Source organism: Polaribacter atrinae (assembly GCF_038023995.1).
GTDB classification, from domain to species: domain Bacteria; phylum Bacteroidota; class Bacteroidia; order Flavobacteriales; family Flavobacteriaceae; genus Polaribacter; species Polaribacter atrinae.
The window spans coordinates 2,357,048-2,368,637 of record NZ_CP150660.1; the positions used below are offsets into that span (position 1 = coordinate 2,357,048).

General features: G+C 30.4%; 14 protein-coding genes. 7 read left to right on the plus strand and 7 right to left on the minus strand.

The genetic code is table 11. The features are described from left to right. Positions 1 to 60: 60 nt before the first annotated feature. The 3 genes from WG945_RS10355 to WG945_RS10365 all read left to right on the plus strand — a co-directional run bounded on the left by WG945_RS10355 (position 61) and on the right by WG945_RS10365 (position 1,850). On the plus strand, positions 61 to 948 hold the full coding sequence (locus WG945_RS10355; protein WP_068447693.1) for a DnaJ C-terminal domain-containing protein: 888 nt from the start codon (positions 61 to 63) through the stop codon (positions 946 to 948). Between the two features lie 2 nt (positions 949 to 950). Next, positions 951 to 1,247: a chaperone modulator CbpM gene (locus WG945_RS10360; protein ID WP_068447695.1), complete on the plus strand. Its 297-nt coding sequence runs from the start codon at positions 951 to 953 to the stop codon at positions 1,245 to 1,247. 141 nt (positions 1,248 to 1,388) lie between these two features. Further along, positions 1,389 to 1,850, plus strand: a complete 462-nt coding sequence (locus WG945_RS10365) for a pyridoxamine 5'-phosphate oxidase family protein (protein WP_068447697.1) — start codon at positions 1,389 to 1,391, stop codon at positions 1,848 to 1,850. Positions 1,851 to 1,929: 79 nt separating this feature from the next. Here the strand turns inward: WG945_RS10365 and WG945_RS10370 are convergent, their stop codons facing one another. Next, positions 1,930 to 2,265 carry a single-stranded DNA-binding protein gene (locus WG945_RS10370; RefSeq protein ID WP_068447699.1) on the minus strand — a complete coding sequence of 112 codons (336 nt, stop codon included), beginning with the start codon at positions 2,263 to 2,265 and terminating at the stop codon, positions 1,930 to 1,932. Positions 2,266 to 2,442: 177 nt separating this feature from the next. Between WG945_RS10370 and WG945_RS10375 the strand changes: the two genes are divergently transcribed. The 3 genes from WG945_RS10375 to WG945_RS10385 are packed head-to-tail and all read left to right on the plus strand — an operon-like array spanning position 2,443 to position 4,065. Continuing rightward, the gene (locus tag WG945_RS10375) at positions 2,443 to 2,985 is read left to right on the plus strand and encodes a GNAT family N-acetyltransferase (RefSeq protein ID WP_068447701.1); all 543 of its coding nucleotides are present in this window, start codon (positions 2,443 to 2,445) and stop codon (positions 2,983 to 2,985) included. After that, entirely contained in the window at positions 2,975 to 3,325 is a 351-nt protein-coding gene (locus WG945_RS10380) for a hypothetical protein (RefSeq protein ID WP_068447703.1), read from the plus strand. The genes WG945_RS10375 and WG945_RS10380 overlap by 11 nt, the downstream gene beginning before the upstream one ends. Before the next feature lie 35 nt (positions 3,326 to 3,360). Next, positions 3,361 to 4,065: a GIDE domain-containing protein gene (locus WG945_RS10385; RefSeq protein WP_068447707.1), complete on the plus strand. Its 705-nt coding sequence runs from the start codon at positions 3,361 to 3,363 to the stop codon at positions 4,063 to 4,065. On the opposite strand, the gene WG945_RS10390 is transcribed toward WG945_RS10385, so the two are convergent. Then, complete coding sequence (locus WG945_RS10390; protein ID WP_068447709.1) at positions 4,062 to 4,532, minus strand: CBS domain-containing protein; 471 nt, start codon at positions 4,530 to 4,532, stop codon at positions 4,062 to 4,064. The two genes, WG945_RS10385 and WG945_RS10390, sit on opposite strands and share 4 nt — an antisense overlap. A 117-nt stretch (positions 4,533 to 4,649) precedes the next feature. Here WG945_RS10390 and WG945_RS10395 point away from each other — a divergent pair, with 117 nt between their 5' ends. Continuing rightward, on the plus strand, positions 4,650 to 6,947 hold the full coding sequence (locus WG945_RS10395; RefSeq protein WP_068447711.1) for a M28 family peptidase: 2,298 nt from the start codon (positions 4,650 to 4,652) through the stop codon (positions 6,945 to 6,947). Between the two features lie 285 nt (positions 6,948 to 7,232). On the opposite strand, the gene pyk is transcribed toward WG945_RS10395, so the two are convergent. The 5 genes from pyk to WG945_RS10420 form a co-directional block, all read right to left on the minus strand. Further along, positions 7,233 to 8,660: a pyruvate kinase gene (gene pyk, locus WG945_RS10400; protein WP_068447712.1), complete on the minus strand. Its 1,428-nt coding sequence runs from the start codon at positions 8,658 to 8,660 to the stop codon at positions 7,233 to 7,235. Between the two features lie 2 nt (positions 8,661 to 8,662). Beyond that, positions 8,663 to 9,133 carry an IPExxxVDY family protein gene (locus WG945_RS10405; RefSeq protein WP_068447714.1) on the minus strand — a complete coding sequence of 157 codons (471 nt, stop codon included), beginning with the start codon at positions 9,131 to 9,133 and terminating at the stop codon, positions 8,663 to 8,665. 92 nt (positions 9,134 to 9,225) lie between these two features. Then, positions 9,226 to 9,963 carry a ribonuclease III gene (rnc, locus tag WG945_RS10410; protein WP_068447716.1) on the minus strand — a complete coding sequence of 246 codons (738 nt, stop codon included), beginning with the start codon at positions 9,961 to 9,963 and terminating at the stop codon, positions 9,226 to 9,228. A gap of 6 nt (positions 9,964 to 9,969) precedes the next feature. Continuing rightward, a complete protein-coding gene (gene fabF, locus WG945_RS10415; RefSeq protein ID WP_068447717.1) occupies positions 9,970 to 11,223 on the minus strand; it encodes a beta-ketoacyl-ACP synthase II in 1,254 nt (417 codons plus the stop codon). 6 nt (positions 11,224 to 11,229) lie between these two features. After that, positions 11,230 to 11,466, minus strand: coding sequence for an acyl carrier protein (locus WG945_RS10420; RefSeq protein WP_004569249.1), 237 nt, complete (start codon positions 11,464 to 11,466; stop codon positions 11,230 to 11,232). Positions 11,467 to 11,590 lie beyond the last annotated feature (124 nt).

The window sequence follows — 11,590 nt, forward strand, 5'->3', positions numbered from 1 at the left end:
TTGTAATACACAAATTTGTTGTAAAACATATAACATATTACTTTTTAAATACCTTAACCAATGGCTTCTATAGATTATTATAAAGTTTTAGGAATTACAAAAAATGCTTCTGAAGCCGATATTAAAAAAGCGTACAGAAAATTAGCACGAAAGTATCATCCAGATTTAAATCCGAATGATAAAACTGCCGAGAAAAATTTTAAAGAAATTAATGAAGCAAATGAAGTATTAAGCAATCCAGAAAATCGTAAGAAATACGATAAATATGGAGAGCATTGGCAAAATGGAGAAGCTTACGAGCAAGATAAACAAAGACAGCAGGAACACCAAAATAGGTCTCAAAGCAATCAAAGTGGTTATTCTCAAGAAGATTTTTCTGATATTTTTGGAGACATGTTTGGCGGCGGAGCATCTTCCGGAAGAAGAACCAATGCCAAATTTAGAGGACAAGATTATAATTCTGAAATTCAATTACATCTAAAAGATGTTTATGAAACGCAAAAACAAGTAATTACTGTTAATGGTAAAAATATTAGAATAACAATTCCTGCAGGTGTAGAAAACGGACAGGTTATCAAAATTAAAGGGCATGGTGGCGTAGGTGTAAATGGTGGTCCGAATGGAGATTTATACATTCAGTTTTCTATTGTTAATAACACTAAATTTAAGCGAGACAAAGACAATCTTTACTTAGATGTTGATTTAGATGTATATACCGCTTTATTAGGCGGACAATTAATGGTAGATACTTTTGATGGTAAAGTAAAGCTAACCATTAAGCCAGAGACAGAGAACGGAGCAAAAGTGAAACTAAAAGGAAAAGGGTTTCCTAAATACAGAAAAGAAGGTCAGTTTGGTGATTTATATATAACTTATCAACTTAAAATACCTACTAAACTAAGCGAAAAGGAAATAGAATTAATTAAAGAATTACAAAAACAACGCTAAACATGGAAACTCAAAACTTAATATCTATACAGCAGTTTTGTAAACACTATAGCATACCTACAGCTTTTATAGACGAATTAAAAGAGTATGAATTAATAGAAGTTATTGTAGCAAACGATGATCATTATATTAAAATTACTCAAATAACAGAAGTAGAAAAAATGATTCGTTTGCATTATGATTTAAACATAAATTTAGAAGGCGTTGATGTAATTTACAACTTATTGAACCAAGTAGATTCTTTAAAAAAAGAAATAACCAACTTAGAAAACAAACTTAAATTTTACCAAAACGAATAAAAATTTTAGTTAAAAAAGCGCATTAAAAGCTTATAAATTTCATTAAAATAAAAGAAAAAATTTACTAAACTGATTTATATCATATTTTATGTAACTGATTTTAATAAACTTAGTTACTTGTTTTAATTAAAACTTAGCATCATGATAACTAATTTAAAAGATAATGAATGCATACATCTATTAGCAAATAACTATGTAGGGCAACTGAGCTATATTTATATAGAAAGACCTTTTATTGTACCCATGACTTATTTTTTTGACAAGAAAAATAGTATTGTAGGTTATTCCGAAGAAGGTCATAAAACAAAGGCAATGAGAAATTATAGAAAAGTTTCTCTGCAGGTTTCAGAAAAAGCAGACAGCAATACCTGTAATTCTGTTTTAGTTCATGGAATTTATGAAGAACTAGCTGGTTCTGTAGCAAAAAAATATTTACATGATTTTACCGAAGGTATTAAAGCAATTATTTTAAAAAAGGAACACAGAGATTTGCATTGTATAAGCGATTTCTCTAACAAAAGAACACAGAAAAAAATTCCAATTGTTTTTAGAATTACTGTTGATGAAATGACCGGTAAAAAAATTACAAACGAGAGTTTATAACAAGAAAACATAAATATCAAATTTAAAAAGACCATCTAAAAAGGTGCAATACTTTCTAGACAGTCTCTTTCTATGTAATTTATTTAGCTCCCAAAAGCAATAATTCATTCACCATAATTTCGGTAACATATCTTTTTTCTCCTTCTTTGGTATCATAAGAACGGTTTGTTAACTTCCCTTCAACGGCAATTTCTTGTCCTTTATTTACATAGTTTTCTACCACTTTAACCAAACCTCCAGTAATAACAATATTATGCCAATAAGCACGCTCTACCTTATTACCTGCTTTGTCTTTGTAACTGTCATCTGTAGCCATAGAAAATTTGGCCATTTTATTACCGTCTTTAAAAGTTATTATTTCTGGATCTTGACCCAATCTACCAATTAACTGTACTTTGTTTCTTAACGTATTCATAAGATAAGTTTTTATGCATTTTTTTTGAATGCAGGTTTATAATTTGTTTTTGTCAATTCATTTTGACTCTGCAAAGTTGCGACACCATTGCAATTTTATTCGGTTACAAAACAATTACTTTCGGTTGTAATTATTTGTAGTCGTTTGTAAACGGATATTTTTAAGTATATTTACCTTATGATATTTCATTTAGAAACAGAAAGACTAATTCTTAGAGAACTTAGAATAACCGATTTAGAAGGTATTTTTGAATTAGACTCTAATCCAGAAGTGCATAAATATCTTGGTAATAAAACAATTAATACCAAGCAAGATGCAGAAAAAATAATTGCCTTTATTATAAATCAATATAAAGAAAACGGTATTGGACGGTTTGCTGTAATAGAAAAATCTACGGGTAATTTTATCGGTTGGTCTGGTTTAAAACTAAATAAAGGAACAAAAGAAAGCTTAAATGGTTTTCAAGATTTTATTGATATTGGCTATCGATTTATTCCAAGGTATTGGAAAAAAGGATATGCCTTAGAATCTGCCATTGCTTGTTTAGAGTACGGATTTAAAACCATGAATTTAGACATTATTTATGGTGCAGCAGAAACAGAAAATATTGGTTCTAATAAAATTTTACAAAAAATTGGATTGCAATTTGTTAATGAATTCGAAGAAGATAATAAGCAAGTAAATTGGTACGAACTTAAAAAAGCGAACTATGGAAAATAGAAAATGTTTAGAATGTGATGAAGTTGTTAAAGGTAGAGTTGATAAAAAATTCTGTTCAGACTATTGTAGAAATGCTTATAATAATCGGGTAAATAAAGACAGTAAAAACCTCATCAGGAATATTAACAATCGTCTTAGAAAAAATTACAAAATTTTATCAGAATTAAATACATCTGGTAAAACAAAAGTTACCAGAACCAAATTATATGATAAAGGTTTCGATTTTCAGTTCTTTACCTCTATTTACAAAACAAAAACAGGCAACACCTATTTTTATATTTATGATGAAGGTTATTTATCTTTAGAAAACGAGACTTTTTTATTAATTAGAAAAGAGTAAATCTTTATACAAATTGCAACTTATACTTCTTTAAAATGTTTTTAATTACAGATGTATCCCCATTCTTAATCCCGTTACTCTTTTTTGTAATAGTTGGTCTTATTATTTTTATAACTTATTATTTTAGTACAAAACAAAAAATTATAAGAACACTTTCTAAACTACCAATTAAACAAATAGGAAGCTTAAAAAATAACGAATTAACAAGATTTACAGGAAAAGCTTTACACGTTAAAGAGCCTTTAATTGCACCTTTTAGTAAAAGAAAATGTGTGTTTTATGTCATAAAAATTAAACAGCGGAAAAGTAATGGAAAACAACAACGCTGGCGAACAATTGTACATGAAGAAAAGGTACAAGATTTTTTTCTAGAAAAAAATAGTGATTTTGCCATGGTAAGACTCCATCAAAACCCTAAAAACTACACTAGTTATTTAGTAGCTGATAAAAAAGTAAAATCGGGTACTTTTAATGCACCAACTCCAGAATTTACCGCACTATTAGAAAATTATAATATTAAAAGTGAAAGTTTTTTCGGTTTCCATAAAACCTTGCGCTATACAGAAGCTATTATAGAAATTGGAGAAGAAATTACCGTTGCGGGTATTGCAAAATGGAAAAGTCTAAAAGCCCCCATAGAAGGCTATTCGTATTCTAAAATAGCCGAACTAGAAAGTTCTGATAAACAAAAGTTGATAATTACAGATTTACCAAATATTAAAACTAAAAAAAGGTTTTAACTATTCCAAGTATTTCCTTTTACGCTAATTGCAGCCTTTAAAACATCGGTTTGACTAATTTGACCAATTAATTTTCCGTTCTCTACCACGGGAAACCTTCTTCTGTGAGAACTAATAAATTTAAAAGCGGCATCAAAAATATTCGTATTCTTATCTATAGTATCCACACCGGTAGCCATATACATACCTACTGTATTATTAACATCCGAAGGCATATTGTAATATTTACTTTCAGAAATATGCTTAATACAATCTGTTTCAGAAATAATACCAATTAAATCATTTTTATCATTTACAACAGGTCCTCCAGAAATTTTATGTGTAATTAACTGCTCAATTACATGATCTAGCGTATCCTCAGCTTTAAAAGTGATCAATTTTTTTGTCATATAATCAGACACTAAAATTTGTGCATCCTCTTTTCCCTGACTAGTATCTCTTTTTCCTTGAAAGCTTTTAATTGCCATAGTAATAGTATTTTTTTGGTTCTCTTAAATTTACTGTTTTTTCTGTTTTCTGCAACTTTTTAGTCAAGTTTTTTTTTATTTCATACATTTATAGAAACTTATTTATCAAATAATCAAATGAAAGCCTTTTCTTCTCTTATATCTGTACTTATAATTATTGGAGTTATTTTTTGGAGTTTTTCAGATTTAAAACCCACTTATTCTCCCAAAAAGATAACATCAAAAAACGAATTTTCTATTAACAATGCCTTATATCATTTAAAAAATATTAGCAAAGAGGCACATTATACCGGTTCTAAAAACCATAAAGAAGTGCAGAACTACATTATACATGAACTTCAGAAAATGGGATTGAAAACGGAAATTCAAACGCAAACAGCCATTAACAAAAAATGGTTTGCAGCTACCACAGCAGAAAATATATTAGCTAGAATTAAAGGTTCTGAAAACGGAAAAGCGTTAATGCTCTTAACGCATTACGATTCTAACCCGCATTCTTCTTTGGGAGCAAGTGATGCTGGTTCTGGAGTAGTTACTATTTTAGAAGGAATTAGAGTTTTCTTAGAAAAAAATAAACAGCCTAAAAACGATATTATTATTCTTATTTCTGATGCAGAAGAACTCGGTTTACTGGGTGCACAAGCTTTTGTTGATGAACATCCTTGGACAAAAGATATTGGTTTGGTATTAAATTTTGAAGCTCGCGGAACTGGAGGTCCAAGTTATATGTTAATGGAAACCAATGGAAAAAACAGCAAGTTATTGTCTGAGTTTATGGCTGCAAAACCAAATTATCCTGCAGCAAATTCATTAATGTACAGTATTTATAAAAAATTACCAAACGATACAGATTTAACTATTTTTAGAGAAAAAGGAGACATAAACGGATTCAATTTTGCCTTTATTGGTGATCATTTCGATTATCATACTGCACAAGATTCTTATGAGCGTTTAGACAGAGAAACACTTTTACATCAGGCAGATTATTTTACGTCTACTGTAAATTATTTTGCAAATTCAGATCTAACAGATTTAAATTCTGATGAAGATTTTGTTTACGTAAATTTTCCGTTGGTAAAATTAGCTACTTATCCTTTTTCTTGGGTTTCAGCGATGCTGATTAGCGCTTTCATCCTATTTTTAGTATTACTTTTCTTCGGATTTAAAAAAGATAAACTATCCTTAAAAGGAATTTTAAAAGGTTTTGGAGCCTTTATTTTGGCTATTCTCTTATGCGGAGGAGTTTCTTTTGGTTTATGGAAGCTACTTTTACTAGTTCATCTTCAATATAAAGACATTTTACACGGTTTTACCTATAATGGATATCAATATATAGCTGCGTTTGTATTTCTTAATTTATGGGTCTTATTTAAAGTCTATAAATATACTTCTAATCACAAAAAAACTACCGATTTAATAATTGCGCCAATAATAGTTTGGTTCATTATTAACTTCTTTATAAATGTGTATTTAAAAGGTGCTGGTTTTTTTATCATTCCGGTGTTTGCTGCATTGATCATTTTAGCCGTTAATATTTTTGTAAATTTAGAAGAGAAGTCCAAACCAATCTTGTTTACCATTTTATCAATTCCAACTATCTATATTTTTGCGCCCTTAATTAAAATGTTTCCGGTTGGTCTCGGTTTAAAAATAGTGTCTGTAAGCGGCATTTTAATTGCCTTGGTTTTTGGGTTGATGATGCTATCATTGCATCAAAAGAAAACTTTTTGGATGCAAAAAACGGTGGGTTTGTTCGCTATTATTTTCTTTGGATTGGCAACCTACAATAGTGGTTTTTCTGTTGATAATAAAAAACCAAATAGCATTGTGTATATTGAGAACTCTGATGATAAAACCGCCTTTTTTGGAACTTACGATACCACTTTAGACACCTACACCAAACAATTTTTTGACGAAAATGCAGTAAAAGGAAGCATTGCAAATGCAGAAACCAAAAGTAAATACAATACGCGCTTTACCTATTATAAAAAAACGGAGTTTAAAAACATTAGCGCTGCTAACTTAGAAACAGTACTAGATACTATTATTGGAGACAAGCGTTTTTTAGAATTCACCGTTTCCTCCAATAGAAAAGTGAATAAATTAGAGTTTATCACTAAAAAGGAATTGAAGTTGCATCAATTTAAAGTAAATGATGTTTTGGTAAATGACGGGAAAAATTATATTGTAAAAAAAGGGACTTTTCTAGTCTATCATTTAGCAAACCAAGACAAAGAAGTAACACTTTCATTTAGTGTTTTAAAAGAGGCTGAATTAGACATTGTTATGAATGAAATTTCTTACGACCTATTAGAAAACAATCATTTTTCAATTATATCAAGAACAGAAGAAATGATGCCAATGCCTTTTGTTACGAATGATGCTATTATTATTTCTAAAAAGTTAAAATTGTAAAATTAAGAGGTTGAAAATAAAACTTTACACTATAGCTTGGCAATTAATCTTCTAATAACGAATAGTGCACAAACAAGTCTAGCCCTGATTGAAACGGCATCCTTTTTTATGTCTGTTCGAGTGATTTTTATGACAAAGGAAGAAAAATTGTATCGAGAACAGTAGAAAAAAGATATAGTGGAAAGCAGGTAACAGCTTCTAAAAAAACATGACTAAGATTTAATTTAAAACAAAAAAACATCCTGATTTCTCAGGATGCTTTTAAAATATATTTTTAAGCTATTTTTAATCTATTTCAGATACTCTTAAAGTATTTACCATTCCTTTTGCTTCTACTGGCATAGAGGTAAGGTTAATCATTAAATCTCCATCTTTAACAAATCCTTTTTCTTTAGATATTTTATTAATATCTACAACAGTATCATCTGTACTTAAGTTTTTGTCATAATAAAAAGCTTTTACACCCCAAAGTAAGTTTAGTTTTCCTAAAATTCTTCTTTCTGATGAAAATGCCAATATTTTAGCTTGTGGTCTCCATGCAGAAATTTGGAATGCTGTATAACCACTATTTGTTAAAGTAGAAATTGCGGTTGCATCGATGTCATTAGCCATTAAAGCTGCGTGATGACAAACCGATTTTGTAATAAATCTGTTTGTTCTAATATGTGGCGCTTCATGAGGTACTTTAATCATTCTAGAGTTTTCAACAGCTCTAATAATTTCAGACATTTTCTGAATTACTTTTAAAGGATGTTTCCCTACAGAAGTTTCTCCAGATAACATTACAGCATCTGCTCCGTCCATAATAGAATTAGCAACATCATTTACTTCTGCTCTTGTAGGAACAGGGTTATCAATCATTGTTTCCATCATTTGAGTTGCAATAATTACAGGAATTCTTGCTCTCTTAGCACGTCTTACTAATTTTTTCTGAATTAATGGAACGTCTTGCATAGGAATTTCTACTCCTAAATCTCCACGAGCAACCATTAAACCATCACAAAAAGGAATTAATGCATCTATATTTGCAACTGCCTCTGGTTTTTCTATTTTAGCAATTACCGGCACTCTATAATCTGAATGCTCGTCTATTAAATCACGTAACATTCTTAAATCTTCTGGTGTTCTTACAAAAGAAAGTGCCATCCAATCTACATTTAAACCTAAAGCAAAAACGGCATCTTCTTTATCTTTTTCTGTTAAAGCTGGTAAAGAAATAGCAGTGTTTGGTAAGTTTACTCCTTTTTTAGATTTTAAAGGCCCTCCAACAACGGTTCTTACAACAACTTCTTTGTCTTTATCTGTAGAAACTACTTCAAATAACAATTTACCATCATCTACCATAATATGCTCTCCAACTTTTACGTCTTTAGGAAAACGTTGGTACGTCATAAATGCTTTTTTGTTGGTACCAATACATCTTTCTGTTGTAAAAGTAAACAAGTCTCCATCATTTAAAACAACATCTTCTTCCATAACTCCTACACGAAGTTTTGGTCCTTGTAAATCTGCTAAAATGGCAACATTAAATCCTTCTTCTTCATTAATTTCTCTAATTCTTAGCACGTTTTGTTTTACAACATCGTAATCTGCATGAGAAAAATTAATTCTAAAAACGTTGACACCTGCAATTGCCAACTCTTTCATCTTTTCTTTAGTGTCTATTGCTGGACCTAAGGTTGCAACTATTTTTGTTTTTTTGTAGTCTTTCATGTTTAAAATATTAAAAAGTCTTTAGACTTTAAGGTGTTTTTATCTATTGAATATGCGGTAATTACATTCTCAATACTTTTAATTCTATTTAATGTCTTCATAACAAACTCATACTCTATATCTCCACAAATTTTTATAAAAAAATCTACTTTTTTCTTTTCTGGAATTAGATATGTTATTGTTTCTGATGTTAATAATAACTCGTTAGACGCTGTTTGGTTTTCTGTTCTATAACTGTTCGTTATTAGAAACCAGACGTAATCATATTCTATATTTTCGTAATTATATATAGAAAAAGAGGCTTTCTTTTCTTCTATAACAAATTCTAAATCTTCTTTTGCTTTATAAAACCTGGTATTTAGGTTTTTATTTAATAAGTAGGCAAGTTTATAGTCTTCTAAAGTAGAATGGATTCCTATTAAAGAATATTCTTCTTCGCAAAATTCGTCCATTTCTAAAGCGTGTACCTGCATAGATTATAACTAATACTCGTTTTTATGAAAAAACAAAATTACTAATTGTTTATGAACTTTACCGTTAATTTTAACGAAAACGTTATCGTGAGTTAGCCTAAATTAATTTCTTTTTGAAATGCAAAATAGACTCTTTTAGCAGCTTGCTCTTCTGCTTTTTTCTTAGAAGTAGCTCTACCTTTAGCTATCTGTTCTCCGTCTATACTTACCTTTACACTAAAGTGTTTGATAGCTTCGTTACCAGAATCTTCATAGGTTTCAAAAGTATATTTCTTCTTTTGTTTCTGACACCATTCTATAATAAGACCTTTGTAGCTAGTAACTTTTCCTTCTAGCTTTTCAATATCTACATAAGGAACAATTACATTCTCATAAATAAATTTCTGGCAAGTATTGTAGTTTTTATCTAAATAAATAGCACCTACTAATGCTTCAAAAATATTACCATGAATGTTATCTCCAACATTAGCTTGATCTATATTACTTTTTACGAAACGTATTAAGTTTAAATCTTTTCCTAATTCATTTAAATGCTCTCTACTAACAATTTTAGAGCGCATTTGTGTAAGGTAACCTTCGCTACCTGTAGGTACTTTTTTATATAAATACGATGCAATTACAGACCCTAAAATAGAATCTCCTAAAAACTCCAAACGTTCGTAATTAATAGGTATTCCTTTGCTGTCTAACATTTGCACAGATCTATGTGTAAATGCCTTTTTGTATTTATTTATTCTTCTAGGAGAAAAATTAAGTAGTTTTTTTAATTCGTTGTATAATCGTGCATCCTCTTCACTGTGAGGTTTTACTATTTTACGAATAAAATTCATAGAGTATTATTCATCTAGTTTTTTAAATGCAACACATGCATTATGCCCACCAAAACCAAAAGTATTACTCATAGCAATATTAATCTCTCGCTTTTGAGCTTTATTTAAAGTTAAGTTTAATTCTGGATTGATATTTTCATCTACATTAACATGATTAATTGTTGGAGGTACAATGCCATGTTTCATGGCTAAAATTGCGGCTATAGACTCTATAGCTCCTGCAGCTCCTAACAAGTGACCTGTCATAGATTTTGTAGAGTTGATATTAATATTCTTAGCATGCTCTCCAAAAACTGCAGAAATAGCTTTCAATTCTGCAACATCTCCTAACGGAGTAGAAGTACCATGTGTATTAATATGATCTACATCTTCTGGTTTAATTCCTGCATTTTCTAAGCAGTTATTCATTACAGCAATCACACCTATTCCTTCTGGATGTGGTGCCGTCATATGGTGAGCATCAGAAGACATTCCTCCTCCAATAACCTCAGCATAAATTTTTGCCCCTCTAGCTTTAGCATGCTCATAGCTTTCTAAAACCAAAGCACCTGCTCCTTCACCTAACACAAAACCATCTCGTTCTGCATCAAAAGGTCTAGACGCTGTTTCTGGACTTTCGTTTCTTGTAGACAAGGCGTGCATGGCATTAAAACCACCAACACCAGAAATTACAACTGCAGCTTCAGAGCCACCAGTTACAATAACATCACAAGTACCTAAACGAATATAATTTAAAGCATCTATCATTGCATTCGCAGATGACGCACATGCAGAAACCGTAGTATAGTTTGGCCCCATAAATCCATTTTTAATAGAAATATTTCCTGGCGCAATATCTGCAATCATTTTTGGGATAAAAAATGGGTTAAATTTTGGCGTACCATCTCCGGCTCCAAAATTTATAGCTTCGTTTTGAAAAGTTTCTAAGCCTCCAATTCCTGCTCCCCAAATTACACCAACGCGTAATTTGTTTAATTTTTCTAGATCAAAATTTGCATCTGCAATAGCCTCATCAGAAGCTACCATTGCATACTGCGTAAATGGATCCATTTTTCTAGCGTCCTTTCTATTAATAAAGTCCGTTACTTCAAAGTTTTTTAATTCACATGCAAAACGAGTTTTGAACTTGGCAGCATCAAACCGCTTGATAGGTGCTGCACCGCTAACTCCGTTAACTAAAGCATTCCAATACTCTTCAATATTATTACCAATTGGCGTAAGTGCGCCAAGTCCAGTGACTACAACTCGTTTTAACTGCATATAAATTTACTTTTTAGCTTCTTCAATATAGCTTACTGCTTGACCTACTGTTCCGATGTTCTCTGCTTGATCATCTGGTATTTGAATATCAAATTCTTTTTCGAATTCCATAATTAATTCAACAGTATCCAAAGAATCTGCTCCTAAATCGTTTGTGAAGCTAGCTTCTGTTGTTACTTCGTTATCGTCTACGCCTAATTTGTCTACGATAATAGCTTTTACTCTTGATGCAATGTCTGACATAATTTTGTGTTTTTTAAAATTTTAATCGGGGCAAAAATACAAATCTTAGCAATTAAAACTAATTTTTGTCCTAAAAATGATTCTTAAAAGTAAAGAAAAATATTTAATCTTCACTTATAATAAT